A 26,113-nucleotide genomic window follows, 5' to 3' on the forward strand; every position below is an offset into this window, starting at 1 on the left:
AAGGTGTGTTCAAATCGAAAAGCAACATGAAGGATTTCCACCAGCTGTCATCGGGCTGGAACATCGTCTTTAATCTGATTGCCGGTATTTTCTCATTCCTATGTGTGTTTCCGTTCTTGTTCGTCATGATCATTTCATTCACAGACGAAGGCGCGTTGGCGCGTAACGGCTACCAGATCTGGCCGGAACAATGGAGCCTGGAAGCTTATAAATATGTATTCCAGACAGGTGACGCCTTGCTACGCTCCTATGGTGTTACGATCTTCGTAACGGTTGTGGGAACACTGCTGAGCCTGTTTATCATATCGTTATATGCGTATGCAATCTCAAGAAAAAGCTTTAGATACCGCAATTTCTTTGCATTCTTTGCATTTTTCACAATGCTGTTTAACGGTGGCTTGGTGCTACCTATATCGTGGCAACTCAGTTACTAGGCTTGAAAGATTCGATCTGGGCACTGATCTTGCCGCTGGCTCTCAATGCCTTCTACATTATGATACTCCGTACGTTCTATAGTACGAGCGTGCCGGATGCTATTATCGAATCCGGCAAGATCGACGGGGCCAGCGAATTAAAGATTTTCTATAAAATCGTATTGCCTTTGTCGCTGCCTGGTCTGGCTACCATCGGTTTGTTCAGTACGCTGGGGTACTGGAATGACTGGTTCAATGCGCTGCTCTACATCGATGATCCGAACCTCGTTCCCTTGCAATCGATGCTGATGCGGATCGAGACAAGCATGCAGTTCATTCTGCAGAATTCCCAGAACTCATCGCTCAGCTTGGCCGCACTGCAATCGATGCCACAGGATACGTCGCGGATGGCGATGGTCGTCTTGGCAACAGGTCCGATCATTCTGGCCTATCCGTTCTTCCAGCGCTATTTCATTCAAGGTCTGACCATCGGTGCGGTTAAAGAATAGACTCTTCATGCACCGGAGGATATGAGCGGGCAGGAAACGCGGCGTCGATAGAGAAGTGTTCTACTGGATTCACAGATATATGGGAGACGTCCTCAACCATCAGCGCATACGTTGCTTTCGTTCACGCCGTATGAGATGAAGACGATCACACTGATTACACAACATACTTAATTGAAGGAGCCAGGACTAACTATGGAACAATTCAAACTCCCCAAAATACCCATGCCGGAGCTAGAGCTGCCGCAATCGATTCAGGCGGTACTGCAAGAGGCCGAAGAACAATTAGCACACCGTCCCAAACTGCTGCAGTTGTTTAAGAACTGCTTCCCGAACACGCTGGAGACCACCACGAAGTTGATGGAAGATGGCACGACGTTTGTCATTACCGGTGATATTCCGGCCATGTGGCTGCGTGATTCGGTTGAACAGGTGATTCATTACATTCCGTTTGCGAAGAACGATCCGCAGCTACAACGGATACTCAGCGGATTGATCAAACGCCATTTTCAATACATTCATATCGATCCTTATGCCAACGCCTTCAATGAGTCAGCGAACGATTGGCACTGGAATACAACCGACGAAACCGAAATGTCTCCATGGGTCTGGGAGCGGAAGTTCGAGATCGATTCGCTCTGCTTCTCTGTCCGCCTGGCATATCTGTACTGGAAGGAAACCGGCTTGACGGATGTGTTCGATGCGAACTTTAAGTCGGCCATGATCAAAATCATCGAGCTGTTTAAAACGGAACAGCATCATGTCGAGAAATCGCCTTATCGCTTTACACGAGATAACGGAATACCTACTGATTTCTTGCGCAACAATGGACTCGGCATGCCAGTTAATTATACCGGCATGATCTGGTCCGGCTTCCGTTCAAGTGATGATGCCTGCGATTTCCACTACAATATTCCAGGGAATATGTTCGCCGTTGTAGCCCTGCGTCAAATGCAGGAATTCGCAGAATGGGTATTCCGGGACATGAAACTGCTTGATGAGCTGAAGCGCCTAACAGCCGATGTGATCATGGGATTCAACTGTACGGTATTTACCGTCACCCGGAATTTGGACCGATCTATGCTTATGAGACCGATGGATTCGGTAATTACTGTCTGATGGACGACGCAGGCACGCCGGGCCTGATGTCCATTCCTTATCTGGGCTATGTATCAGCCGATGATCCGATCTACCAGAACACCAGACGGTTTGCACTAAGCAAGGAAAATCCATTCTATTATGAGGCGCTGTGGCCAAGGGAATCGGCAGTCCGCATACACCGCCGGACTATATTTGGCATATGGCCCTATCCATGCAAGGAATTACGGCGCAGACGGCAGAAGAGAAGCTGGAGATGATCGCTATGCTGGAAGCGACCGATGCAGGTACCGGCTTCATGCACGAAGGTTTCCATGCCGATGATCCTAAAGTCTTCACCAGATCATGGTTTGCCTGGTCCAACAGCCTCTTCTCGCAATTGGTGTATCAGGCAATGAAAGCAGGGATTCTATGAGCGGACGCCTGATCGTATTCTATGATCCGTCCTTTCCGGCAGCAGAAGCTGCTGGACTGCCGGTATCATCTGCGGGTCTGGATATGTTCGATGCAGTGTGCAGCGCAGAGAATTTGGCTGCAACGTTAGCGGCAGCAGGGGGACAAGGCGCAAGCTTTGTCAATTTACACGCCCCGTATTTCCCGAAATCCGCTTGGAGAGCAATCCTGGACTTTCTGAGAAATGGCGGCGGCTTGGTCAGTGTTGGAGGTGCCCCATTCAAACGCCCCGTCCGTATGGAGGACGGTGTCTGGGTGATCGAGCACGAACAGACGGCATATCATCAGCAGCTCCACATTCATGAAGCGCTGCCTGTGGACAGTGGGCGTGTAGATGATCTGAAGGTAAGCCAAGATATTCCGCTTATGCAGAGCAGCTGCGAGCGCTTTACCGTTCAGAATACATGGAATTTAGTTCCGCATGTTACCAAGAGCAGCGACCTGCCGCACCAGATGGGTTCGGCTGGCCCAATGGATACGCGAATTTATCCGCTCCTTAAGGGATGTACAGCGAAGGGAAGAGAGGTTACGGCCCCTGTCGTACTGTGGGAAAATGTCGGCGGACCTTTCTTGGGCGGACGCTGGTTGTTCGTGAATCAACCGCTCACTGCAGAATTCTGGGAACAAGCTGGAGGTGAAGAGGTACGCCGCTGGGCTGACTTTACAGCCAAAGGAATTACCGAGCTGTGGATCAAGCCGAATTATGCTGCCTATGAGTCGGGTGAGCGCGCGATCCTGACCTTTCAAGCGCAGCGGATAGGCCGGAATCTGACTGTCCACGAGCCGCAGAGCTGGACGCTGCGTATCTCCGTTAAGCATGACCAGGATGAAGCTTCGGAATGGAATCATTCCGTTACCGTCGATGTTACAGGACAATTTCATGTACAGCGTATTCCGGTTGAGCTTGATATCAAACCGGGATCTTATCGCGTCGTGTGCGAAGCCGAAGGTCCCGATGGAGAAATCCGCAGGCTGAGACAAGGCTTCTGGGGAGCCGATCATGAGCTTTTGCAAGCTGGAACGCCAGTCACCTGCGACCGTGATTACTTTATCAAAGACGGCCGCCCGCTGCCTGTTGTCGGCATGACGTACATGACATCCGATGTGGCACGTAAGTTTCTGTTTCTGCCGAACACGGACGTATGGGATCGGGACATGGCCCAAATGCGCAATGCCGGGATCAACTGGATTCGGACCGGGATATGGACGGCTTACCGCAATATCATGCAGGTAGACGGGCATGCATCGGAAGAGGTTTTGCGTTCGATTGATGCCTTCCTGTTAACGGCGAAGAAGCATGATCTGCAGGTCACGTTTACATTCTTCTCCTTCACGCCGGAGACTTGGGAAGGTCAGAATCCTTACCTCGATCCGCGCAGCGTGGAAGCGCAGAAGCGGTTTATCCGCTCGATTATTGCAAGACACCAAGGTACGAAGAACGTCGACTGGGATTTGATTAACGAACCTTCCATGTTCGATCCGCCGCAAATATTCTCAGATGGACCGCGTTCAGCCAAAGACCCGTTCGAGCAACAAGCGTATATCGATTGGTTGAAGAAGCGTCATGGCTCGATTGAGCATTTGCAGGAACGCTGGAATATGACGTCCGCTCAGTTGCCGGCGTTCGAATCTGCGGTACCCCCGGGACCGGAAGCCATCAATTTCGACGTGCAAGATATGCACCAAGGGAAGAAGGGTGGCCAATGGCTTGATTATGTATTGTTCTCGATGGACATGCACAACCGCTGGACCAAGGAATTGTATGACGACATCAAAACGGTATGCCCTGACCATATGGTTACGGTAGGACAAGATGAGGGACTAGGAGCACAGCGTCCATCACCGTTCTTCTATGCGGAAGCCGTTGACTATACAACCGTTCACTCGTGGTGGTTTAACGACTATCTAATCTGGGATGCATCTTTGCCAAGACGCCGGATAAGCCCAACCTCATTCAGGAGACAGGCATCATGTACGTGGAGACGCCGGATGGCCGGGCAAAACGGAGTGAAGCCGAACTGCGGAACCTGCTGGAGCGCAAATATGCATACGCCTTCTCAACGGGTGGTGCAGGAGCCATTCATTGGATCTGGAACACGAACTTCTATATGGATAATGCCAATGAATCGCATATCGGCGCTGTCCGAGCCGATGGAACAGAGAAGCCGGAAGCGGATGTGTCGTATGATTTTGGCGCATTCATGGAAGGCATCCGGGACTTGTTTAAGGGACGGAAGCTGGAGGAAACAGCGGTGATTTTCCCATACTCGAACGATTTCTCGAACCGGAAGCTTGCTTTTGAAGCAACAACGAAAGCGACACGCGCCCTGGCTTACGAGTTGAACGTGCCTTTCCGTGCTGTTGGAGAGTATGATCTAAGCTCGCTGCGCAGTCATCCGGTAAAATTCATCGTCCTGCCGAGTGCTCATAATGTGGACGACCGGGCGTTTAACGAGTTGATGGATATCGTACAAGTAACGGGAGCCACGCTGCTTCTGACTGGCCCTATCAGTCTGGATGCTTACTGGCACCAGGTCGTGCGAATGACGGAGCACCTGGGCCAGCGGAAGCTGGTGAACGTACGCAGGGAAGAAAGTCTGCGCATAGGAGATGCCGCATGGTCGGCGTCATACGGACACCGAAAGATTGCCGAGCTTAGTAAGGAAGTTGTGACTAATAACGACGTAAATTCGACCGATGAGGTTGGCGACGCCGTTGTAGAGATAAAGCTCGGTGCCGGACGCTTGCTCTGGAGTCCGCTTCCCGTTGAGCTGAATGACCGGATCGACACTATATCGGCTTTGTATCGGCACGCATTGGAGTTATCTGCTGCCGACACGGGGCTGATCTGGACGCTTGGCGGAGACCATTCCGGCGTATACGGACGCAAGGTAACGTTTGAAGGAGGGGCACTCTTCGTATTCGGCTCAGAGCAGTCGTGGGATACGAACGTTGAGGTGAAGGATCCTGCAACGGGTCTCATCTATTCATTCGTGCTCGAGGCAGATCGCTCGGTCTTGTTCGCAGTGGATGCAAGCGGAGACCTGTTATCGGTGTACCGTCCGGATGAGGTCGAAATCACTGTATCGAAGGGCTAACATAAGGGGGACTACGTAGAGATGGATCAATCCAGAAAAGCACATATTATTTCTCATACTCACTGGGACCGCGAGTGGTATTTACCGTATGAAAAGCATCATGTGCGGCTGATCGAGCTCATGGACAGCTTGCTTGAGACGATGGAGAAGAACACGGAATACCGCAGTTTTTTCCTTGATGGTCAGACCATTATGATTGAAGATTATTTACAGGTAAGACCCGAGAAGAAGGAGCAGCTTGAGCAGCTGATCACGGACGGACGCATCATCATCGGTCCTTGGTACATTCTGCAGGATGCATATCTGACGAGCAGCGAAGCCAACGTTAGAAACATGCAGATTGGACACCAGGATGCCGAGCGGTACGGCACGGTTGCCAAAATCGGTTATTTCCCGGATACGTTTGGACTCACGGGCCAAATCCCGCAGCTGATGCTGCAGTCCGGTATCGATAATGCCTTCTTCGGCCGCGGCGTGAAGCCAACCGGCTTCAACAATACCGTCTCCGACAGCGGTTATGAATCTTCATTCTCTGAGCTGATGTGGGAAGGTCCGGACGGCTCCAAGGTATTGGGCATCCTGTTTGCCAACTGGTACAGCAACGGCAATGAGGTTCCTGTGGATGAGGCAGAGGCGAAGGCGTTCTGGGATCGCAAATTGGCGGATGCCGAGAAATATGCTTCCACGCCCGAACTGCTCTATATGAACGGATGCGACCATCAGCCGATACAGACGGATCTCCCGGAAGGCATCCGTACAGCGAAGAAGCTGTATCCGGATACGGAGTTCATTCATTCCAATTTCGATGATTACCTTCAAGCTGTGCGAGAGAAGCTGCCGCAGGATTTATCCTCCGTAAAAGGAGAGCTGCGCAGCCAGCGTACGGACGGCTGGGGAACGCTCGTGAATACCGCTTCGGCGCGCGTATATCTGAAGCAGATGAATCAGCGCGGCCAGACTCTGCTGGAGAAAGTGGCTGAACCGCTGGCGTCGTATGCAAGCCTACTTGGCAAGGAGTATCCGCATCATCTGTTCACTTATGCCTGGAAGACGCTGATGCAGAATCATCCGCATGACAGCATCTGCGGCTGCAGTGTGGACGAGGTACACCGCGAGATGGTCACCCGCTTCGAGAAGAGCGCCCACGTGGCCGAAAATATCGTGGACGACAGCGTTCGTGCCATTGCTGATGCGGTGGATACTTCTGCGTTCGAGCAGTGGGGATCCGATCCGCTGCCGCTGGTCGTATTCAATACGACAGGCTGGAGCCGCAGCGGCACGGTCAGCATTGAGCTGGACGCGAAACGGCTCTATTTCCGCGAAGGTTACTCGTTGGAGGAAACCAGCCGCAGGATGAAGGAAGCCGATTTGTCCGGCCGCGTGCTGGTGAATGCGCAAGGTCAGGCCGTGGCTTGCACCGTTGAGGACCTGGGACTTCAGTTCGGATACGATCTGCCGGACGACCGTTTCCGCCAGCCGTATATGTGCCGCCGCGTGAAATTGACTTTCGAGGCAAGCGAAATTCCTGCAATGGGCTTGACAGCCTATGCTTGGGTGATGAGCGAAGCGCAGCCTGTCCAAGCGGAATCCTTAATCAGCCAGGCGAACGTATTGGAGAATGGGCTGATCAAGGTCGAGATCGAAGGGGATGGTTCCTTCTCCTTGACGGATAAAAAGAACGGACAAGTGTATCGCGATCTTGGTGTTTATGAAAATACCGGGGATATCGGTAACGAATATATGTACAAACAGCCGGACGGCGAAGTGCCGTTGACCACCAAAGGTCTGACCGCTGAAATTAGAGTTCTGGAAGACACGCCTTACCGGGCATCCGTTGAAATCGTCCATCACTGGTCCATTCCGGCTATGGCAGACGGCAAGCTGGATGAAGAGCAGCGTGAGCTCGTGTATTATCCGCACCGTAAGGCGCAAAGATCGAGCGAGATGGCGCCAATGCGTATTCGTACCGTGATCAGTTTGAACCGCAGCGGTAAAGGCGTGGAAATCGAAGCCACACTGGATAATCAGGCGAAGGATCATCGGGTGCGTGCTTTGTTCCCAACGGATCTGCAGACATCGTCCCATTACGTGGATTCCATGTTTGAGGTGGCGAAGCGAGACAATGAACCGGCTGCCGAATGGGAGAACCCGAGTTATACGGCTCATCAGCAGGCTTTCGTGGACGTAACGACAGCTGCAGCAGGTTTGACGGTAGCTAATCAAGGTTTGAATGAGTATGAGGTGCTGCGCGACGGTCGGAATACGATTGCGATCACGCTGCTGCGTTCCGTAGGCGAGCTCGGGGATTGGGGTTACTTCCCAACGCCGGAAGCCAGTGTATCGGTGTTCATACGGTACGCATGGAAGTCATTCCGCATCAGGGTGACGGCATAAAGTCCGGCGCATATGCCGAGGCTTATCAATTCCAGATTCCATGGACGGCTGCCCAGACCGGCGTTCACGGTGGCCGGGTTGCCCCAACCACAGCGCCGCTCGGATGGAGCCATGAAGAGCTTGCGTTCTCATCCTTGAAGGTGAATCCGAAGACGGGCGATCTGATGCTGCGCTGGTTCAATATGACTGGTCAAGCTGCTAATCTTCAGTTAAAATCCATGCTGCCTGTGCAAGGCATCTACAAGAGCAACATCCTGGAAACAAGCGGCGAGCTGCAGCCATTGGATGACCATGATGGTTTCGCAGTATCCGTTAAGCCATATGAGATACTCACACTTGGAATAAGATCATAACAAGCAGAAGCCCTCTTACCAATCCTTTACAAGGACTGGCAGAGGGCTTCTTCTGTTCGTGAGTGAGATTATGATGGAGGTTGTTCTTTCTCGTAGGCAATGAGCGTAACTTCTCTCCCGGTTAGCTCAGCGATCTTGGTTTCTGCATCTTCGATCGCTTTTAACGTGCCTTCATTATCGTTCAGGGCAGCGATCTTGTATTCATCTGTGTTGATCTTCAACTGTAACGGCCTCCTTTTTGCAGAAGTAGGTATTTAATGTTATATAAGTTTTCCTGTACAATGAACAAACATACTTCGATATCATATATTCTCTAGGGGGTAATGCAGATGATTCCATGCAAAGGACTGCATCATGTCAGTTTGGCTGTACGTGATTTGCAGATCGCTAAACAATTTTACTCGGATGTGCTCCGATTTCAGGAACTGCCGCGCCCGCCCTTTGATTCCAAAGGAGTCTGGTATGCCGTCGGAGCTCAGCAGCTTCATCTGCTGGAGCATCCGATCAGCGACACGCTGCGGGAGCGGGGGATCGATACGACTGATGGTCACTTCTCAATCTGGGTGACAAGCTATAGTCAGACTAAGGCATGGCTGGACCAGGCAGGCCTTCACTATGTCGCCAATCCGGATAGCGTTGCGGGCTTTGCCCAGATTTTTGTGCTCGATCCTGACAAGAATATCATCGAATTCGGAGCCGAATACGGTTCATAAAAAAACAGTGAAAAGAGCCTCCACGAAAATTTCTCTTCGGGGGCTCTTTGCTTTTCGTGAAGTATTATTTTTGGATCAGTACGGGAGTATTCATCTTGACCTTATCATACAGCCAGCGAACGTCCTTGTTATGCATGCGGATGCAGCCGGCCGATACGTATTTGCCAATGGAGTTCTCATTGTTGTTGCCATGAATCGCATAGGCGTAACTGGTCTTACCGTTAATCTTGACGTTAATGCCGAGCCAGCGGTCGCCAAGGGGATTGCGAGGATCGCCGCCTTTAATGCCTTCCTTGTAATACGGTCGGTTTTTCACTTTTTCATGGATTTTGAACAGACCTTCGGGTGTGTAGGAGGGCTTGGCTCCAGTGGCAACCGGAAATGTTTTGATGGCTTTCCCTTTCTCGTAATACGTTAATTGATTCGTGGACTTATGAATGACGATAAATTGCGCATAAACCGCATATTGACTGTCCAGCTTCTGCTCTGCCGCATTGACGGTTAGCCCAGGTATACAGGAAACCAGAATCAGCATCAATATCAGTGCGCGATGGATGGCTCTTATAATGTGTTATCACCTCGCTTTGTACCTCCCCATATATATGCAGTTCACCACGAAAGTTGACGAAAAAGGTTGATTTCACAATACTTCCATAATAAGGTGAGGTGTAGAGGTTGGCGATTCTAGAATTAGGAGGGATCACTACAAAATGTCATTAGATGAAGTGCTGTCGATTAAAGATTTACGCATGAAATATGATCAGCGGTATGTTCTGAACGGGATTGATCTTGAAGTGAGACGCGGTGAGATGATTGGATATATCGGTCCTAACGGAGCAGGCAAGAGCACGACGGTGAAGATTATGCTCGGGTTGATCGAGGGGTACACGGGAACCGTGAAGATATTCGGTCAAGATATTTCGGATGGCAATGTCGAATATAAGCGCAGAATCGGGTACGTGCCGGAGGTTGCCGAGTTGTATGATCAGTTGACCGCTGCGGAGTATTTGACGTTTATGGGTGAATTGTACGGACTTACATACGATCAGGCGGATTATAAAGCTAGCCAGCTTATGGAGTGCTTTGATATGGGGAAAGTGTATCATTCACGAATAGCAACGTTCTCCAAAGGCATGCGGCAGAAGGTGATGTTGATCTCCAGTCTCCTGCATGACCCTGACCTGTTGTTTCTGGATGAACCCTTGAGCGGACTGGATGCCAACAGCGTGATGGTAGTGAAAGATATTTTGGCCAAATTGTCAGCTCAGGGAAAAACCATCTTCTACTCCTCCCACATCATGGAGGTGGTTGAGCGCATCAGCAGCCGGATTGTGCTGATTGCCGATAGCCGCTTAGTAGCGGACGGAACCTTTCGCGAATTGCAGCAGATGTCGCACGAAGGCTCACTTGAAGAAGTATTTAATCAATTGACCGGCTTCCATGAGCATGAACGCATCGCGGAGCGGTTCGTGTCGATCGTACGGGAGGGTTCATAACCATGTCTGCACAGGAATCTTCGGGCTGGATATTGAAGATACTGGACCGTTTTCGCGGCTTGATCGTCAAAGCGGGAGCAGACTACGATATGCTGCGACGCATACTACAGATGAAGCTGCTCATGGACTCCAGACGGATACCGATCGTACTGGCTTCGAACCGCAATCGGGAGGAGCAGGACAAGAATTGGTTTGTCCGGTCGTTATGGTTGTATGGCGTGATGGGGGTATTTCTGGCACCACTTATCGCAATCAGCGATCCGATGTATATGATGCCGATGAGCATTTTGGCGGGGGTCTTAATGTTCTTCATCATGACGTCCATGATATCGGATTTCTCCACGGTACTGCTGGATGTTCGCGATCGCAGTATCCTGATGACCAAACCGCTGCATGAACGTACGGTGGGCATGGCCAGATCGATTCATGCCGGAATATATTTGATCTTGTTAACGGGGGCGTTGTCTGCTGCTTCGCTGGTTACGGGATTGATTATGCATGGGATCGGTTTCTTTTTTATCTTTGCAGTCGAGCTGATTTTAATGAATATGCTGATTCTGGTCAGTACCTCGATGGTCTATTTGCTTATCCTGAAGTATGGAGACGGCGAGAAGTTGAAGGATTTGATTAATTTTGTACAGATCGGTTTGTCCGCCATGTTGGCGATCGGGTATCAATTCGTCATCCGGTCATTTGATCTATTAGGTTTTCAAGTCGTCTTCACACCGGCATGGTGGCAGGTCTTGCTTCCTCCGGTATGGTACGCCGCTCCGTTCGAATGGTTGCTTGGCGACAGGGGCGAAGGGGGATGGGTGTTATTCCTTGCTGGGTTGGCTGTGCTGGTTCCCTTGATCCTGATGTTGGTCTATGTACGTTATATCCCATCATTTGAGCTGTATCTGGAAAAGCTGACGCACAGCGATGCGGGTTCCGGCAAAGTGCGTAATCGCTTGGACCGTGTAGTATCCCGATGGATTAGCCGATCGAGTGTCGAACAGGCCTGTTTCCGGTTATCGAGCAGCATGCTCAGGAATGAGCGAGAATTCAAGCTGAAGGTCTATCCATCATTGGCCTTGTCGATGCTCCTGCCTTATCTGTTTTTCTTCTCGTTAAGAGGGCAGCCGCTCGCGGACATACGGGCAAGTAATTCATTTTATGTGTTATATACCATGCTATTTATGATTGTAGCCGTGGTGCTCATGCTGAGATTCTCCGGCAAACCGAAGGCGTTCTGGTTGTTCCAGTCCGCGCCCATGCAGAGTTTGGCTCCGCTGTATTATGGTGCGTTAAAAGCGTTTGCCGTCAAAATGTTCCTTCCGTTATTCACAGTTCAAATGGTTGTTTTTCTAGTTCTGTTTGGATTACGGGTCTTGCCTGATCTATTCGTCATGCTGCTCACGGGAACGATGCTCATTCCGTTAACGGCCAAAGCTTTCCTGCGCAGACCCCCTTTCTCTGAAGCTTTTTCAGTCGGGCAGGCTGGTGATGGCTGGATTATATTCTTGTTCTTTTTTATTATTGGTGCCTTTGGCGGCATCCACTTTGCCATAAGTCTCATCCCATTTGGAATTTGGATTTATCTGCTCTTGCTGTTGTTTATCAATGGGCTGGCCTGGACCAAGCTGTACAAATAGTGTGTTTTCATTCGGCTAGTGGCTTTATACGGTCCATACATAGATCATTTGTCGGATAAAGTATAGTACGGGCTGATAGCCTATATGAATGACGCTTGGCAGGATGGTTGAATCAAGAGTGCTCCCCCAGTCTCCGTCACTCAGCTTCTTCACGATAGAGGAGAGGGTGAAGGGCGGAGCCTCAGCCTCCAGTTGATAGGTCTCGCGCAGCCGGTCGATCGTCTCCTGATCGAGTGAACTGTCGTTGTCGGCGTGCGAGATAATCGAACCGAATGCCAACAACATTATGATTATGCAGGATAAAAGCTTCGTTCGCATGGTGAACTCCTTAGGGTAGTATGGTCGAAGATCATATGAACCTAACATACACAATCATGACCGACCCGACAAGCTGAATTTGCATGAAAAATACAGAAGGGGGCTGTTCCCAAAAGATCTATGATCTTGCAACCGCCCCGTTTTTTTGCTTCTCTTCAGTTCATAGACGCTTCGTTTTGTATATGAATCGTTTCATAGTTCGTTGTGGATGTGCGGTGGAGAAATTCCTGCAAATATGCAGGGATTTGTAGGCATAGAGTGCGATATTTGCCCAAAGCCTGCAAATGTGCAGGGATTTAACATAATTCAGGGCTAATCGGAGGAATGAGGGATAAAAACCTGCATATCCGCATCTTTTACTGCTGAAGGGATAGATTCCACTGAAAAAGCATGCACATCCGCATCTTTTTGCGTAATAAATACTCAGAATGACGGCGCAGGGATAGCATCCCTCAGCGCCGTCATTTTTGATTGTTCCAGTCGATGGCCAAAGCGCTCACTGGGAACGCTGATTATGCTCGAAAGGAACTGGAAAAGTGGTAACCAACACATAAGCTATTTGCATTATTTGAATGAATCTTTGTAAAATTCATCATATTCATTTATCATTGAAATGATTGCCAAAAAACGATGCAAAAGGAGGTCTACTATGGACCACATGATGTTTGAGGTAGGTACTGCGCTGATGCTGATCGCCATCGCCTCCCTTATTGCGGGAAAATTGAAGTTTTCCATCATCCCATTCCTGATCGTACTTGGAATGCTGGTGGGTCCGCATGCACCAACGATTGGAATCTTCGATTTTCGATTCATTGAAAGCCAAGGCATTATTGATTTCTTGGGACGTATTGGTATTTTATTTTTGCTGTTCTATTTGGGACTGGAGTTTTCGGTTCAAAAATTGATTAAAGCCGGGAAAAATATCGTGGTTGGCGGAACCATTTACGTCATTTTGAATTTCGTGCTTGGCTTGGCTTACGGCTATTTGATTAATATGCCGCTGTATGAAACCTTGATCATCGCCGGGATGTTGTCGGTCTCCTCCAGTGCGATTGTCGCTAAAGTGCTGGTTGATCTGCGTCGAACCGGGAATGCGGAAACGGAACTCATTCTGGGCATGATTTTGTTTGATGATATTTTTCTTGCCGTGTTTTTATCTGTTATGTCAGGTCTGCTGTTAGGAGGGGCTACGTCCGTAGGGGCTACCATTATTTCGGTGTGTATTTCCATCGGCTACATGTTATTATTCTTTGTTATTGCAAGGAAAGGCGCTCCCATTCTGAATAAACTATTAAAAATAACGTCAAGTGAAATCTTTATCATTGTAGTCTTCTCAACCATGTTCTTCGTTGCCGGTTTTTCAGAGACGCTGCATGTTGCGGAGGCGATTGGTGCGCTTCTGTTCGGACTTGCATTATCCGAGACCGAACATAGTGAGCGAATTGAGCAGCTCGTCGTTCCATTCCGTGATTTTTTCGGTGCCATTTTCTTCTTCAGCTTTGGGTTAAGTATCGATCCGATAACGCTTGGAAATGCATTCTGGCTGGCGATCGGAGCCGTTGTTCTTACGATTATAGGAAATTTGGTTGCAGGAATGATTGCCGGTCGGAAGGCGGGGCTTTCTCACAAATCCTCGCTCAATATCGGTCTAACCATCATGGCTCGCGGGGAATTTACCATCATCGTTGCCAATTTGGGGATTGCTGGTGGGTTATCGGCTATGCTGAAGCCCTTTTCTGCACTATATGTACTCATCCTGGCTATCCTCGGGCCATTATTAGCGAAAGACTCCAAGCGGGTGTACCAAAGGGTAAATAAAATATTTAAATGGACTGACACCGTGGAAAAGGTTAGAAAAAATTAGGTTGGAGAATGAACTCATATCTTTTCGATGGTCTGTGGCTGAACTTAATAAGTTAAATGAACGGAGGTCTACATATGAGTAGGATCCATGAGACGGAATTGCCGGGTATAGGCAAGAAGTTTCTTATCCATACGAGATTAGGTGATAGGTTGGTTGTCATTATACATAATGACGGACGGAGAGAGATGTATCACTTTGCAGACGATGATTTGGATGAGGCTATCTCCCAGATCACGCTGGAAGATGATGAGGCGAGGCAGATTGCAGCCATTCTTGGCGGCATGACCTACAAGCCTAAGGCGCTTGAGACCATTGAAGTAACGCTTGAAGATCTGATTATTGAGTGGCTTCGCGTCGAACCCCATTTCAAAAGCGTAGAGAAATCATTGGCGGAATTGAAAGTTCGCGAAAGAACGGGCGCTACCGTTCTCGCCATCGTGAAACGTAACGAACAGAATATCAATCCTGGCCCGACCGATGTCATAACAGCAGGTTCAACTTTGGTTTTGGCGGGTGAGAGAAAGCAGATTAAGCAGTTCAAAGATCTCATCGTAAACGGGGGTAAAGGAAATGAACCATAGTCCAACATTCTCCTACGACTTTAGATGATAAATTCTTTGTGCAGAGGTTGTTCGAAGCGGTTAGCTTTGAGCAGCCTCTTTGATTAATTTTGCTGGAATCTGTGGCAATTCTACTGCAATGTATCACCTTTGTATTTAATTACCTGTTATTATTAACGGTACGATTTATAATCAGTATAGCTTCGTCAGCACATATCAACGCCGTTAGATGTTAATGAGCAACCATCCATGTTTTCCGTAACTTAAGAAAAGGACCGGCGCCATCGGAAGTGACATCATGACCTAGACACCCATTGTGAACGACCCGATCGCATGCAGATTAGTGCATCGGGAAGTCGGCGTAGTAACAAATCATTTTCTTAACATATCAGGAGGCAACTCGGATGGCGTTTATTTGGTTTATGCTGTTTTCCATGATCGAAACCGTGGCGGTTTATGCGCTGGTCATGGCGATGTTTCAATTGAAGGCGACAAATTATATGAGTCAGGCGCTAGTTATTATGGTTCTGGCCAATATCCAGAGCTTTGTGATGCGTAATGAGCTTCATTTGGACTTTCTGGCTCCGCTTATTTCCGTATTGATCTACATTTTCTTGTTTGCAGCCATAATGAAGGTTCCCGTATTATGGTCGGCCATTTGTAACATTCTTGGATTCATGTTGTATGCGATGGTACAACTCGGGTATATGACCGCTCTGTTCGGCTCTTTGGACACGGTTCAGGGCAATCTAACATACGGTTATATTCTGCAAACCGTAACGGGAGTCACTGTCTTGTTCATATCCTGGATGATGTACAAGTTTCGTATCGGATTTCGTTATGACCTCGAGAAGCTGCGCATTAAATTCGAGCACATTATGCTGATATCGCTGATCGTTGTTGTATTAAGCTTGATTGCCATTCTGTTCTACCTGAACAGTCAGTGGCTGCAACTGATCTTCTTTGGTCTGACGTTCGGAATTTTTTTGTACTATGCGATTAATACGGGCCAACGGGATACGCGGGATCGTCGAGATTAGGGCTATCCCAACAGATGAACGAAAGATTGCAGTACGGTGAATAATCCCATGATCGTAGCGCCCATAATGGCGATTACGGCCCTGAATTTGATTTGGGACAACTCGACATCATCCTGTTCTACATGATCCGGAATTCCATTGAACATGCGAATCCATTCATTGTCTGGATCGTTGTAAACGTATAGACCTAACAAGATGATTAGCACGTTAAGCGATAAAATCAGAACATAGAATATGAGTGAAAACATAAAATCAACCCCTTACTGATCAATACGCGAATCATCAATGAGGGGTTCCATAAAATGTAAAATTGTGATACAACACCAAACCAAAACGATTGATTCCTATATATCATTAGGTTAACCAAGCGAGTTAATGATTTGCGCGGCAACCAAGGAAAGCGCGCAAATCAGCGCCAAGACTAAAAACATGACGATCACGAACTTTTTTCCATTCATTCCTTTTCACCTCAAGTCAAATTAATTGTAAAATGCCGCCGGGTTGTCCGGGGCTTTTTTGGGTTTATAATGCGTCATGTTGGGCCGCAGGATATGGGCTTAAGCAAACACCGTCAGTACCGAATTGGAGTATCTTATATATTATACTTGTCTTTGTTGTTTTCCTGAAGGTAAGTTTGTAAAGGTGGTGAAAGAGCATGAAGAAGATATGGATTGATGCTGGCCACGGCGGTCAAGATCCGGGAGCTACGGGGAATGGATTGGTGGAAAAAGATGTTGTACTGGCCATATCCCTAGGGATTAAAAAGCGGCTGGAAACAGAGTACAACGACGCAGAAGTAATGCTGTCCAGGTCCACGGATGTATTCCCTACACTAAGTCAGCGTACAAATGCGGCTAATACCGCCGGTGCAGATGTCCTGGTCTCTATCCACTGTAACGCTGGTGGTGGCGGTGGCGGATTTGAGTCGTATCGATATACCAGCGCTACGGCATCTGCTCGATCGCTTCAAAATGTCCTTCATACCGAGATTATCGAGCGCTCAAGCCATTCCAGATTATAGACCGTGGTCAAAAGGCGCGAAACCTCCATATCGTGCGTGAATCCAAGATGCCGGCTGTTTTGACAGAAAACCTCTTTATTGATGTGGCAGCGGATGCGGCCAAACTTAAGCGGACCGAAGTAATGGAGGCTTTAGTGACTGGCCATGTCGCAGGCATTGCCAAGTACCTTGGTTTGCCCAAGAAGGAGGGGACAGCGGCGGGGAATAATAAAGCGAATGTAATCGTTAACGGCAAGACCATCAAGGATGGTAAATTAGAAGATGGTGTGGTGTACGTACCGCTGCGAGCTCTAGGTGAGGCTATTGGGGCTAACATCACTTGGGATAATAAGACCAAGACTGCGACACTGAACACTCAATAAGGCCCTACCCTAGACTTTATACGGACTCGGAGAGCCTTTTTCTTTTTCTGTTCACATGAGCCCTGTCAACAAATACGAGATTGAATACTTTAAGATATACCACGAGTGAGGAGGGAAACACATGAGCGAAGTTGGTTATGAAAGAGGCGGATACGGTGGTGTTGGTTCCGTTGGGGCAGTGTTGGTTCTTTTTATCTTGTTGGTCATCATCACTAGTGCTTTCTGGGTATAATTGTCCGTTTAGGCAAGGCTCTGCTGGCTAACAAGCCCGCAGGGCTTTTTTTTCATTCATATGGACATTCGCCCTGCCAATAATCAAGAAACGGAATACCTTATGACATGACTTAAAAAGAGGAGGAAAACCTTTGAGCGAAGTTGTAAGACACGGCCATCATGGGCATCATTGTCATCACGGTCACCATGGCTCAGTTGGGGCAATATTGGTTCTTTTCATTCTGTTGGTGATCATTACAAGCGCTTTTTGTGGCTGGGTATAATCTCTAGTTGACGTAAGTTATGTTATTGTACGCAGAATGAGACCCTGTTGGCTATTAGCTGGTGGGGTCTTCAGAATTCAGGGGAAAATTGTTCGCCCCCCAATTAGACCCCCAAATCTGAGAATTCGTCACCTATATTAATACATAGAAAGCCCCTGACACCAATGGTATCAAGGGCTCTCGGTTATGATCTGTAGTGGGCTCGAACCACTGACTACATAATCACATGTTGTGAATTCGCTGAAAGGCTTGATATATAAGGTTTTTTATTTGTTCGCATATCTGTTCGCTTTGTTGGTTACTAGAAAAACGAATCTGATTACTGGTGGCCTTACGGAAAAAGGTAATACTGGAGGAAAGATTGTATCGTATGAACTCGATATTTACGAAAGCCCGTCATTACGTCCAGAATCGGGTTTTCCAGTTGTGGAAAATCCAACGCTAATACTAATGATCTTATAATAATGAATGATCTTTTCAAAATGACGATAAATCATTCATAACAACCTATCTAGAATACCTCAAACAGAAAAATTTCCTCATTTACTGCACCCTCTCTTATATGTTTTATTTACCTAAAGAGTAATAAAACATTTGATGTACACCCACCGCTCTCTCCTAATTTCACTAAATTTTCTACATTTTACGTATTAATTATTGTCGAGATTTAATGAATGAGCATCTTGTTTCAGCACCGTGATGGAATCCGATAGCATCGGTAAAAGGACCTCGCTGGCATAGGCTGGCGAGGTTCTTTTTTTGTTAATGTATATTGGCCCTGGCAATACTTGAGATTTTGAATACTTTGTATCGAGATCGTAGAAAGGAGGAGTCCTCATGGGTGAAGTTGGTTACGAAGGTTATGGAGGATACGGCGGTAAAAACTCAGTCGGAGCGGTTCTAGTTCTCTTTATCTTGTTGGTCATCATTTTAGGTTCTTTCTGGATCTAATACTCCTCCCCGCGCGACAAAGACCCTGCCTGCGTGGGGTCTTTTTTTATTTTATTTTTGCTATAATAGAACATGGGTTCTTATTAGGAGGGTGTTTTACCGGACCAAGAAAGAAAGCTACACCGCATATTACTTAACTATCCAGCTCATCGCCAAGGTCACATGCCCACATTCAAATTAATTGAAATTAACACAGGCCGCTCGAAACGATATCATGCGAGCCTGCAATATTTAGAGGATCATGCTTATAGTACATGACCCGACAAGAGCACGACCGCTGGCATTGTTGTTATTAAAGACGATAACGATCCGCCGCCAAAAGACAAGCAAACGACACTGGATTACTGGACGATGTAGAGATTAAGACCATCCCGCTGTATAGGTTGGATGGTCTTAATTTGCTATCGAGAATTTTATTTAAAAAAAATTTAGCAAAAGAAGGGCAATGCAAGGGGAACAAGGTCAAAATGAGTCCATGTTCAGGCATGAGAAATCTTAACAAATTGAGTTTTGTCCCAATTTGCCCCCAGATCACAATTTATGGGGTTACGGGATGAAGTAGAGAAAAGAAAGAACCCTTGCTACGCAAGGGTTCTCGGTTATGATCTGTAGTGGGCTCGAACCACTGACCCCCACCCTGTCAAGATGGTGCTCTCCCAGCTGAGCTAACAGATCATGATAAGTAAATAAATAATGTAGTTCATATATTACCAGCAGCCACGAAGACTGTCAATCGTTTTCTCGTTATAAAAATTCATGTTCCGGTTCAGACTAAAGACAGCATGATTATTCCAAGTAAAGGAGCGCGGATATCATGAAAGGTCTGAGTACAAAGTACATATTTATCTGTACACTGCTTGTCGCAGGCAGCGTACTGGGCAGCGGCTGTAATGTGCCGGAGAGGGCTTCGGTAGAACTGAAGCCGCTGCATGCCCCGTCAGCGCCGGTGCTGCTCGATGTGTACAGTCGTTCCGTAGGACAAGATGTCTATTCGAAGCCAGGGAGCGGGGGGCTGGAGTCAGTTCCACCAGATTCCATCGATTCCTTGCACAGGCTGGACCCTCAATAAGGTTATGGGGCCCTTACAAACCGCCGACGATGCGTCGGCGGTTTGGTGTTAGAGAAATGACATCAACGACTGCTATTCTTCATCCCATTTGCGGGAATAACCTTTTTTGATTGCCCAGAACACAGTAGATGATGATAACGGCGATGATGGCGGCCAAGATAAAGGTGGTGCCCATGCTCATACCGAGATGCTCCTTTCAGGAAGACGTGAACTTAGCTAATACTATACAGGATAACGAATATTTTGTATAATATTTCGACTTGAGTCGTGTTACAGATTCATGAAGATTCTATACAAAGAGGTGCTGGAGATGGCTGCGGAGATCATAAATGTTACGACCGAGGAGCAATTGGAGCAAGCACTGGATATCCGTAAGGATGTGTTTGTACTGGAACAGAAGGTTCCGCTTGATTTAGAGATCGATGATTACGATCATCTGGATGCCGAAGCGCATCATGTGCTGATCAAATTGGAAGGACATTATGCTGCTACTGGACGGGTGATTTATTACAATAAGGATTCGGCAAAAATGCAGCGGATCGCGGTACGCAAACCGTTTCGCTCAAAAGGGATTGGGCGTGTGCTCATGTTGGCACTGGAGGCGCAGGCGCGCGAATTGAAACTGGAATATTCCGTATTGGATGCCCAGGTGCAAGCGGAGGAATTCTACCGTAGGCTTGGTTATGAGACGGTTTCGGACGAACCGTTTGATGATGCGGGGATTCCGCATGTCCGCATGACCAAAAAACTGTAAACCCGCATCATCTTATTGATACATTAGGGGTATTTCGGTGAGGCAGAGACTAACGAAATAGAGCCAGCAAGTCATAAGGAGAGACTTCAGAAAATGGAGGCTCTCCTATTTACAATTCTCAACTATCGTTCCCGTTAGTTTAAACTCCCGAGTCATTATCACGAAATAAGTTCTTTATTTATAATGCCTCCACCGACGGTAATTTGATAGCCGTTGAGATCACGGAATGTAAACTCACTCCAATGATTTGTGTAACTCGGTTCTCGAACGATGGTTATATTTTTCCCCATAATTTCTTGAGCTATTAAATCAACGGCATTCGTATAACAATAAACATCAAAATATTGTTCCTCGTATCTGGAACTGATTGGTTTCACCTCATCTTCTTGTTTAGCTTCAACCATAATGAGAGTCAGTTTACCTCTAGAAACATGGTGGTGAGGTACCTTGTCACCGATCACTTCATAATTGAAGCCTAAATCGGAATAAAACTGAATGGTTTTTTTCAAATCTTTGACTAACAAGACGAAAGAAGAGCCATCGACGATAATCTCTGACATAGTGAACACTCCTAAAAATGGATTTTACAAACAAGATGGTCTTCGCCTAAACCCAATGAATTCCTGCTTTATGTACACCCTTTATTAAGAAACTGCCGTTAGTTTACTCCCCGATTGGATGAAGTTGGTCCATGCCATATGGAATGCACAAAGAAACCGTTCCTTTCGTAAATGGTTTGGGTAGCACCTCCATTTTACCAAAGAACAGTTTCTTTGCATCTTGAATCTTATAAAGCAAAGCATCTGCACGGCGTAGCGTCTCCCAGCAGCAAAAGGGCATCTCGCAATATCTAACGATCTTTTGAGACACCCTCTTTGTACTAGAACGTCGGCAAGTTATCGAGATTGTTGCTTGGGTCGCCATCCGCATTCGAGCGCAGGTGCTCGTCACCGTCACGCCCGCGAAACACGTTCACGTTCTTGATTTCCTTGTTCTTGGCCATTTGCTGGGCCGTCTTGTAGTCAACGATGCTGCCGTTCTCCAGCTTGAGCTGGATAATATCGCCGTCACCATTTTTACGAACGCCGATGACGCCTTGTGCATTCTCTTCCATCGTTATCGCCTCCCGAGAATTAGTATCCCCCAAAGGTCTTGGAATCTATGCATTCACCACCTCATGCCAGTTCGTAGATACGCTGCTGCTCTAGGAATGCCATGCTGCCTGTCTTGCCAAAGAAATCGGCCGCATTGTCATTATAATGCATGAGGTAGATTCGTTCCTGGATATCCAGCGGAAGACTCAGAAGTTCATTTAGTGTAGTATGAACCGCCCCCGGTTCGACCAATTGGCATTCGTGCAGGATCATCTCGCAGTTCCGCTTGTCGACGAGCTCACGCAGGAGCTCCGGATGAAATACCATATCTCCACTGTAAAAAATACGATCATTTAAATAGAAAGAAAAAGAGTCCTTGCCCGGGATATGCAAAGTTTGAATGAGTTCAACGGAAATGCCCTTGGATATCGCTGTCTTTACGCCAGGCGTAAGCGGCCGCACGTCAAAGATATCCTCGAGGCAAGTAATATGGCCTTCCTGATATAATCCGCCCTTCAGCGTCTGTTCCCAGATCGGGCCGACAAGCGATTCGGCAATGTATAACGGCATTTTGCGATTGTACTGCAGTGTAGATACGAATGCTGCTTCCTCCAGACCACCTACGTGATCCGCGTGAATGTGAGTAACCAGCACGGCGTCGATGTTCCCAAAGTTCAGGCCCGCTTTGTGAAGGGCGGTGGGTCCCGTTATTCCACAGTCTACTAGCAGGGTGAAATCCTCATCATGGAACAGTGCGTTGTTGTTGTAGTAGTTCTTGGCAAACGCACCTCCGGTACCCAGCATTTGCAGTTTCAATGTCACAGTGAATAACCTCCTGATGAATAATATGAATGACATATCTATCCCTATTCTAACGAAGCGGAAAAAATTTTACCACAAAGTGCAAAATTGTCCGCAACTTGTTTTTTGACATGTAGTATACACATATAACAACAAGACGAGCCAATGGGGGGAATTCATGATATGAAGTGGAAGAAAATGATGGCATGCGTGCTCGTGCTCTCATTAATGGGTGGCAGCACACTTTTATTTGCAGATTCTGTCAATGAACGCGTTCGAGTTTGGATGAACGGAAGCGAACTTAAGGATGGCGGATATTTGATTGATGCAAGACGTACGTGCCGGTAAGGGAGTTTAACGGTGCGGTCGATTGGGATTCCAGGACGGGACATGTCCAAGTCATCCGACCGAATGTACATATTTTTCTGTTTAAGGGAGATACAGTGTTCGGCAATGTGAACAAGGGCAAGTTGAAGTTTAACGTATTCAGCCAAATCGATAGTCTCAATAATGACATTCATGCCGTTAAGGTAGCGATCGAAGATCCATCAGGCAATATCAAGGACATTCAATCCCAGGAAGTGAAGGGCCGCAAGGATAATTTCTGGTTCCGGACGTATGATTTTACCTATGATTTCAAAACAACGGGCAAATACTCCGTCGGTTTCTATGTACAAGTCAAATCGGATTCTCCCTATGTGAAAGTCGCGGAGAAAGTGATTACGGCATTGAACTAAAGGAAGGGTCGATCATAAATTGACCTGATAAACGATTCCGTGATACGATACGACAGTATGATATAATTTAACCGAAGTGAGGTTTTTTCAATGAGTGAACACAAACATGAGCATGGAGATGCTTGCGGTCACGACCACGACCATGATCACGACCATGAAGAAGTTGTGCTGACCTTGACGGATGAAGAAGGCAAAGAAGTGGAAATGGTTTTTGTCGAGTCATTTGATGTCGGCGAGAAACAATACGCTCTTTTGCTGGAACGCGGTAATCCTGAAGCGGACGGTGTCATTCTGCGTATGGAAGAAGAGAACGAGGAAGTGGTTCTTTACAATATTGAAGACGAAGCTGAATGGAATGAAGTCGAAGCAGCCTACAACGAAATGGTTGCTGCAGCGAATCAGGACTAAGTCTTTGAACAAGGAAAACCCCGGTGCCTATGAGCATCGGGGTTTTTTGTCGTTCTAGAAGATAGGATCGGTCTCAACGATAACCTTCACGTTCTGAATGCTGCGATCCTCAGGACCTTTAACCGGTAGTCCGACTTCCACATGATCAATAATATAGTCGATATTCTCCTGGGAAATCACTTCACCAGGGAGAAGGATCGGAATGCCCGGCGGGTATACATAAATGAATTCAGCGATAATTCGTCCTGCCGACTCTTTAAATGGAACGACTTCCGTATCGCCATAGAACGCATCTCTGGGAATAAGCGAGAGCTGCGGAATTTCTGGCGTCTTGACAACGAGTTCATTAATTTCGTTTTTGTTCATGTACTGTCCGGACATCTCGCGCAAAGCGGTCAGGAGGATATCGACCGTCTCACGATTATCTCCTGGTGTTATGAGGCACAGAATATTGTACATATCGCTCAACTCAACTTCGATGTTGTAATGATCCCGGAGCCAATTCTCCGTCTCGTAACCGGTAATGCCGAGATGGCGTACATGAATCGTCAGTTTGGTTGGATCATAGGAATAAGTCGCCTCTCCGCCAAGAATCTCCTCACCGAAGCTGTATAGTCCTTCAATTTCATTCACTGCTTGTCTGGCGTATTGTGCCAACTCAATGGTTCTTGCCGCCATCGCGTGGCCGTGCAAGGCCAGATTCCGACGTGATGTATCCAAGGACGCTAGCAGTATATAGGAAGTTGATGTTGTAGTCAGCATACTGATCGTTGTCTGAACCCGGTACGGATTAATATATCCGTTCTTGGTGTTTACGTTAAGGACAGAGCTTTGAGTCATCGATCCGCCGAGTTTATGGACGCTGGTGGCAGCCATATCTGCACCGGCATCCATCGCAGACATGGGAAGGTCCTCGTGAAAATGGGTCAACACGCCATGCGCTTCATCAACAAGTACCGGGATGTTGTAGCTATGGGCCAGGTCCACGATTTCTTTTAAGTTGGCACTTACACCGAAATAGGTAGGATTGATAACGAGCACGGCTTTGGCATCCGGGTGTCGCTTTAGAGCTTTACGAACGGAACTGATGGTAATGCCGTGATCGATGCCAATGTTTCCATCTTGTGCAGGCGATACAAATACAGGCTTGGCACCCGAATAGATAATGGCTGACAAAATGGATTTATGGACGTTGCGGGGAACGATAATCTTATCGCCCGGAGCGCATACCGTCATAATCATGGTCATGATGGCACCACTTGTGCCTTGAACGCTGAAATACGTATGGTCTGCCCCGAATGCATCGGCAGCAAGCTTCTGTGCTTCTTCGATCACACCGGTCGGCTGGTGCAAGTCATCCAGCGGAGCGATGTTGATCAAATCTATAGAAAGGGCATTATCCCCGATAAATTCTCGAAATTCGGTATCGGTACCGAGGCCCTTCTTATGTCCCGGAATGTGAAATTGCACGGGATTTTTGGCCGCGTGTTCTTTCAGCGCGGTGAAGAGCGGTGTACGGCTATGGTCCATGAATGTTGTCACAACCTTTCCTGATGCTATTTTATTTAAACCAAAATTGAGTATAGCAAAATAGGGGGGGAATGCAAGCGGCTTACCTGCATTTTTTTCGTAACCTGATCGAGGTGGGCGAGGATGCCGGTGCTATTGGTGCAGCGGCCCAAGTGGGAAGTCAGAAGTGGGGTAGAACCAATACAAACCAAAGGCATGCCCGCGCGCTCTAAAGCGATCAGGTAATACCTTTGGTTTGTTGTGCTAATTGATGAAACGGTTGTGATCATGACTTAAAATTAAAGGGTAATCAGAATGAGAGCTTGTACAGCGGCAGTAAGGTCTCGAATGTCTCTTCCACCTTCTGAACCAATTGTTCCCCGTTAAGCTGGATTGCTTCCTCGCGCGGAATACGCAATCCACACATGACTTCTGCCTTCTTTACCTGCTTAAGCTTTTGGATCAACTGTGCAAAATCCTCATGACTCATGTCGCGGTGGAGAGTACCTTCTGGACTCATATGATCTGTAGACCAATAGTAGTTAGGCGGCAGTGCTTTAGCTGTCTTTTTCAGCTTGGCTTCCAATTGATTTGCAAATACTGTTTTATTAGGGCTCTCGTATATAATGGCAAAGATCACGAATAGATGGGTCCCGAACATACCTACCTCGAAATGAGGCAGCGCTTTATAACCCCGTTTATTTGCAGCCCATGCCACCCAAGTGTCGATAGGTGGATTCACCGTACGCCGGGCATGCTTCGCCACGTGCACGAACATTTCTTCACCCGCTAGCGCGGATACGAACGGCGCCATCTCCTCGCCAAGTGCCGTAAGCTTCGGTCTAACCCGGTCAATCAATGCCTCCATGCGAGCTTCAAGTCCATTAACGGAGAATACGTCGAAATCTTGTTCTGTAAATCCAGTTGCTGCCGTCATGAATAGGATGTCCTCCCTGAGTATATAGATCTG

23 protein-coding genes, 1 tRNA gene and 5 pseudogenes are annotated in these 26,113 nt (G+C 47.6%); 19 read left to right on the forward strand and 10 right to left on the reverse strand.

The features are described 5' to 3' along the window. Window positions 1-26 precede the first annotated feature (26 nt). The 4 pseudogenes from JCM10914_RS01520 to JCM10914_RS01535 all read left to right on the forward strand — a co-directional run bounded on the left by JCM10914_RS01520 (window position 27) and on the right by JCM10914_RS01535 (window position 8,315). A pseudogene (locus tag JCM10914_RS01520) lies at window positions 27-922 on the forward strand (carbohydrate ABC transporter permease). A gap of 192 nt (window positions 923-1,114) precedes the next feature. Continuing rightward, a pseudogene (locus tag JCM10914_RS01525) lies at window positions 1,115-2,432 on the forward strand (glycoside hydrolase family 125 protein). After that, window positions 2,429-5,568: pseudogene (locus JCM10914_RS01530) on the forward strand (beta-galactosidase). Before JCM10914_RS01525 ends, JCM10914_RS01530 begins: the two co-directional pseudogenes overlap by 4 nt. Before the next feature lie 21 nt (window positions 5,569-5,589). Beyond that, window positions 5,590-8,315 (forward strand): annotated as a pseudogene (locus JCM10914_RS01535) (alpha-mannosidase). Window positions 8,316-8,383: 68 nt separating this feature from the next. Here JCM10914_RS01535 and JCM10914_RS29150 read toward each other — a convergent pair. Further along, the gene (locus JCM10914_RS29150; protein WP_162834826.1) at window positions 8,384-8,536 is read right to left on the reverse strand and encodes a hypothetical protein; all 153 of its coding nucleotides are present in this window, start codon (window positions 8,534-8,536) and stop codon (window positions 8,384-8,386) included. 108 nt (window positions 8,537-8,644) lie between these two features. Between JCM10914_RS29150 and JCM10914_RS01540 the strand changes: the two genes are divergently transcribed. After that, a complete protein-coding gene (locus JCM10914_RS01540; protein ID WP_023956596.1) occupies window positions 8,645-9,028 on the forward strand; it encodes a VOC family protein in 384 nt (127 codons plus the stop codon). Between the two features lie 64 nt (window positions 9,029-9,092). On the opposite strand, the gene JCM10914_RS01545 is transcribed toward JCM10914_RS01540, so the two are convergent. After that, complete coding sequence (locus tag JCM10914_RS01545) at window positions 9,093-9,563, reverse strand: L,D-transpeptidase (protein WP_023956597.1); 471 nt, start codon at window positions 9,561-9,563, stop codon at window positions 9,093-9,095. Window positions 9,564-9,738: 175 nt separating this feature from the next. Here JCM10914_RS01545 and JCM10914_RS01550 point away from each other — a divergent pair, with 175 nt between their 5' ends. Together JCM10914_RS01550 and JCM10914_RS01555 are read left to right on the forward strand one after the other, a co-directional pair. Continuing rightward, window positions 9,739-10,524 carry an ABC transporter ATP-binding protein gene (locus tag JCM10914_RS01550; RefSeq protein WP_023956598.1) on the forward strand — a complete coding sequence of 262 codons (786 nt, stop codon included), beginning with the start codon at window positions 9,739-9,741 and terminating at the stop codon, window positions 10,522-10,524. A gap of 2 nt (window positions 10,525-10,526) precedes the next feature. Beyond that, window positions 10,527-12,158 (forward strand): hypothetical protein, encoded by a 1,632-nt coding sequence (locus JCM10914_RS01555; protein WP_023956599.1) that lies wholly within the window; start codon window positions 10,527-10,529, stop codon window positions 12,156-12,158. Between the two features lie 24 nt (window positions 12,159-12,182). Here JCM10914_RS01555 and JCM10914_RS01560 read toward each other — a convergent pair whose 3' ends face one another. Further along, window positions 12,183-12,476: a hypothetical protein gene (locus JCM10914_RS01560; RefSeq protein WP_023956600.1), complete on the reverse strand. Its 294-nt coding sequence runs from the start codon at window positions 12,474-12,476 to the stop codon at window positions 12,183-12,185. Between the two features lie 649 nt (window positions 12,477-13,125). Between JCM10914_RS01560 and JCM10914_RS01565 the strand changes: the two genes are divergently transcribed. The 3 genes from JCM10914_RS01565 (at window position 13,126) to JCM10914_RS01575 (ending at window position 15,940) form a co-directional block, all read left to right on the forward strand. Beyond that, a complete protein-coding gene (locus JCM10914_RS01565) occupies window positions 13,126-14,340 on the forward strand; it encodes a cation:proton antiporter (RefSeq protein ID WP_023956601.1) in 1,215 nt (404 codons plus the stop codon). A gap of 74 nt (window positions 14,341-14,414) precedes the next feature. Further along, window positions 14,415-14,921, forward strand: coding sequence for a cation:proton antiporter regulatory subunit (locus tag JCM10914_RS01570; protein WP_023956602.1), 507 nt, complete (start codon window positions 14,415-14,417; stop codon window positions 14,919-14,921). 383 nt (window positions 14,922-15,304) lie between these two features. Continuing rightward, the gene (locus JCM10914_RS01575; RefSeq protein WP_023956603.1) at window positions 15,305-15,940 is read left to right on the forward strand and encodes a hypothetical protein; all 636 of its coding nucleotides are present in this window, start codon (window positions 15,305-15,307) and stop codon (window positions 15,938-15,940) included. A gap of 2 nt (window positions 15,941-15,942) precedes the next feature. Here JCM10914_RS01575 and JCM10914_RS01580 read toward each other — a convergent pair whose 3' ends face one another. Continuing rightward, entirely contained in the window at window positions 15,943-16,188 is a 246-nt protein-coding gene (locus tag JCM10914_RS01580) for a hypothetical protein (RefSeq protein ID WP_023956604.1), read from the reverse strand. 407 nt (window positions 16,189-16,595) lie between these two features. Here JCM10914_RS01580 and JCM10914_RS31620 point away from each other — a divergent pair, with 407 nt between their 5' ends. The 4 genes from JCM10914_RS31620 (at window position 16,596) to JCM10914_RS28210 (ending at window position 18,771) form a co-directional block, all read left to right on the forward strand. Next, window positions 16,596-16,961, forward strand: coding sequence for an N-acetylmuramoyl-L-alanine amidase (locus JCM10914_RS31620; protein WP_023956605.1), 366 nt, complete (start codon window positions 16,596-16,598; stop codon window positions 16,959-16,961). Between the two features lie 47 nt (window positions 16,962-17,008). Continuing rightward, a complete protein-coding gene (locus JCM10914_RS31625; RefSeq protein WP_370570214.1) occupies window positions 17,009-17,323 on the forward strand; it encodes a stalk domain-containing protein in 315 nt (104 codons plus the stop codon). 121 nt (window positions 17,324-17,444) lie between these two features. After that, entirely contained in the window at window positions 17,445-17,555 is a 111-nt protein-coding gene (locus tag JCM10914_RS29155) for a sporulation protein YjcZ (protein ID WP_197286817.1), read from the forward strand. A 1,102-nt stretch (window positions 17,556-18,657) separates the two neighbouring features. After that, window positions 18,658-18,771 (forward strand): sporulation protein YjcZ, encoded by a 114-nt coding sequence (locus JCM10914_RS28210; protein WP_081739725.1) that lies wholly within the window; start codon window positions 18,658-18,660, stop codon window positions 18,769-18,771. A gap of 602 nt (window positions 18,772-19,373) precedes the next feature. On the opposite strand, the gene JCM10914_RS01590 is transcribed toward JCM10914_RS28210, so the two are convergent. After that, window positions 19,374-19,446 (reverse strand) — tRNA-Val (locus JCM10914_RS01590). A 139-nt stretch (window positions 19,447-19,585) separates the two neighbouring features. Between JCM10914_RS01590 and JCM10914_RS01595 the strand changes: the two genes are divergently transcribed. After that, window positions 19,586-19,840 (forward strand): hypothetical protein, encoded by a 255-nt coding sequence (locus JCM10914_RS01595; protein WP_023956607.1) that lies wholly within the window; start codon window positions 19,586-19,588, stop codon window positions 19,838-19,840. A gap of 310 nt (window positions 19,841-20,150) precedes the next feature. After that, on the forward strand, window positions 20,151-20,594 hold the full coding sequence (locus JCM10914_RS01600; RefSeq protein WP_036716751.1) for a GNAT family N-acetyltransferase: 444 nt from the start codon (window positions 20,151-20,153) through the stop codon (window positions 20,592-20,594). A gap of 158 nt (window positions 20,595-20,752) precedes the next feature. On the opposite strand, the gene JCM10914_RS01605 is transcribed toward JCM10914_RS01600, so the two are convergent. The 3 genes from JCM10914_RS01605 to JCM10914_RS01615 form a co-directional block, all read right to left on the reverse strand. Next, window positions 20,753-21,154, reverse strand: a complete 402-nt coding sequence (locus tag JCM10914_RS01605; protein WP_023956611.1) for a VOC family protein — start codon at window positions 21,152-21,154, stop codon at window positions 20,753-20,755. Between the two features lie 320 nt (window positions 21,155-21,474). Continuing rightward, window positions 21,475-21,708, reverse strand: coding sequence for a DUF3892 domain-containing protein (locus tag JCM10914_RS01610; RefSeq protein ID WP_023956613.1), 234 nt, complete (start codon window positions 21,706-21,708; stop codon window positions 21,475-21,477). Between the two features lie 61 nt (window positions 21,709-21,769). Continuing rightward, window positions 21,770-22,510: an MBL fold metallo-hydrolase gene (locus JCM10914_RS01615; protein WP_023956615.1), complete on the reverse strand. Its 741-nt coding sequence runs from the start codon at window positions 22,508-22,510 to the stop codon at window positions 21,770-21,772. A gap of 162 nt (window positions 22,511-22,672) precedes the next feature. On the opposite strand from JCM10914_RS01615, the pseudogene JCM10914_RS01620 reads away from it, so the two are divergent. Together JCM10914_RS01620 and JCM10914_RS01625 are read left to right on the forward strand one after the other, a co-directional pair. Further along, window positions 22,673-23,226 (forward strand): annotated as a pseudogene (locus JCM10914_RS01620) (copper amine oxidase). Between the two features lie 90 nt (window positions 23,227-23,316). Further along, window positions 23,317-23,634, forward strand: a complete 318-nt coding sequence (locus JCM10914_RS01625) for a DUF1292 domain-containing protein (protein WP_023956621.1) — start codon at window positions 23,317-23,319, stop codon at window positions 23,632-23,634. Window positions 23,635-23,688: 54 nt separating this feature from the next. Here JCM10914_RS01625 and JCM10914_RS01630 read toward each other — a convergent pair whose 3' ends face one another. Then, window positions 23,689-25,164 (reverse strand): aminotransferase class I/II-fold pyridoxal phosphate-dependent enzyme, encoded by a 1,476-nt coding sequence (locus JCM10914_RS01630; protein ID WP_023956623.1) that lies wholly within the window; start codon window positions 25,162-25,164, stop codon window positions 23,689-23,691. A 71-nt stretch (window positions 25,165-25,235) separates the two neighbouring features. Here JCM10914_RS01630 and JCM10914_RS28730 point away from each other — a divergent pair, with 71 nt between their 5' ends. Continuing rightward, window positions 25,236-25,376, forward strand: a complete 141-nt coding sequence (locus tag JCM10914_RS28730; RefSeq protein WP_156332299.1) for a hypothetical protein — start codon at window positions 25,236-25,238, stop codon at window positions 25,374-25,376. Between the two features lie 77 nt (window positions 25,377-25,453). Here JCM10914_RS28730 and JCM10914_RS01635 read toward each other — a convergent pair whose 3' ends face one another. After that, entirely contained in the window at window positions 25,454-26,080 is a 627-nt protein-coding gene (locus JCM10914_RS01635; RefSeq protein WP_023956625.1) for a YktB family protein, read from the reverse strand. Between the last annotated feature and the right edge of the window lie 33 nt (window positions 26,081-26,113).

It is taken from the genome of Paenibacillus sp. JCM 10914, assembly GCF_001315105.1.
In the GTDB taxonomy this organism is placed as follows: domain Bacteria; phylum Bacillota; class Bacilli; order Paenibacillales; family Paenibacillaceae; genus Paenibacillus_AQ.

Excerpts from the sequence above, each read along its gene's own strand:
- JCM10914_RS01540 (WP_023956596.1), top strand. The coding sequence starts at position 8,645 with ATGATTCCATGCAAAGGACTGCATCATGTCAGTTTGGCTGTACGTGAT.
- JCM10914_RS01545 (WP_023956597.1), bottom strand. The coding sequence starts at position 9,563 with ATGCTGATTCTGGTTTCCTGTATACCTGGGCTAACCGTCAATGCGGCA.
- JCM10914_RS01550 (WP_023956598.1), top strand. The coding sequence starts at position 9,739 with ATGTCATTAGATGAAGTGCTGTCGATTAAAGATTTACGCATGAAATAT.
- JCM10914_RS01555 (WP_023956599.1), top strand. The coding sequence starts at position 10,527 with ATGTCTGCACAGGAATCTTCGGGCTGGATATTGAAGATACTGGACCGT.
- JCM10914_RS01560 (WP_023956600.1), bottom strand. The coding sequence starts at position 12,476 with ATGCGAACGAAGCTTTTATCCTGCATAATCATAATGTTGTTGGCATTC.
- JCM10914_RS01565 (WP_023956601.1), top strand. The coding sequence starts at position 13,126 with ATGGACCACATGATGTTTGAGGTAGGTACTGCGCTGATGCTGATCGCC.
- JCM10914_RS01570 (WP_023956602.1), top strand. The coding sequence starts at position 14,415 with ATGAGTAGGATCCATGAGACGGAATTGCCGGGTATAGGCAAGAAGTTT.
- JCM10914_RS01575 (WP_023956603.1), top strand. The coding sequence starts at position 15,305 with ATGGCGTTTATTTGGTTTATGCTGTTTTCCATGATCGAAACCGTGGCG.
- JCM10914_RS01580 (WP_023956604.1), bottom strand. The coding sequence starts at position 16,188 with ATGTTTTCACTCATATTCTATGTTCTGATTTTATCGCTTAACGTGCTA.
- JCM10914_RS31620 (WP_023956605.1), top strand. The coding sequence starts at position 16,596 with ATGAAGAAGATATGGATTGATGCTGGCCACGGCGGTCAAGATCCGGGA.
- JCM10914_RS31625 (WP_370570214.1), top strand. The coding sequence starts at position 17,009 with ATGCCGGCTGTTTTGACAGAAAACCTCTTTATTGATGTGGCAGCGGAT.
- JCM10914_RS29155 (WP_197286817.1), top strand. The coding sequence starts at position 17,445 with ATGAGCGAAGTTGGTTATGAAAGAGGCGGATACGGTGGTGTTGGTTCC.
- JCM10914_RS28210 (WP_081739725.1), top strand. The coding sequence starts at position 18,658 with ATGGGTGAAGTTGGTTACGAAGGTTATGGAGGATACGGCGGTAAAAAC.
- JCM10914_RS01595 (WP_023956607.1), top strand. The coding sequence starts at position 19,586 with ATGAAAGGTCTGAGTACAAAGTACATATTTATCTGTACACTGCTTGTC.
- JCM10914_RS01600 (WP_036716751.1), top strand. The coding sequence starts at position 20,151 with ATGGCTGCGGAGATCATAAATGTTACGACCGAGGAGCAATTGGAGCAA.
- JCM10914_RS01605 (WP_023956611.1), bottom strand. The coding sequence starts at position 21,154 with ATGTCAGAGATTATCGTCGATGGCTCTTCTTTCGTCTTGTTAGTCAAA.
- JCM10914_RS01610 (WP_023956613.1), bottom strand. The coding sequence starts at position 21,708 with ATGGAAGAGAATGCACAAGGCGTCATCGGCGTTCGTAAAAATGGTGAC.
- JCM10914_RS01625 (WP_023956621.1), top strand. The coding sequence starts at position 23,317 with ATGAGTGAACACAAACATGAGCATGGAGATGCTTGCGGTCACGACCAC.
- JCM10914_RS01630 (WP_023956623.1), bottom strand. The coding sequence starts at position 25,164 with ATGGACCATAGCCGTACACCGCTCTTCACCGCGCTGAAAGAACACGCG.
- JCM10914_RS28730 (WP_156332299.1), top strand. The coding sequence starts at position 25,236 with ATGCAAGCGGCTTACCTGCATTTTTTTCGTAACCTGATCGAGGTGGGC.
- JCM10914_RS01635 (WP_023956625.1), bottom strand. The coding sequence starts at position 26,080 with ATGACGGCAGCAACTGGATTTACAGAACAAGATTTCGACGTATTCTCC.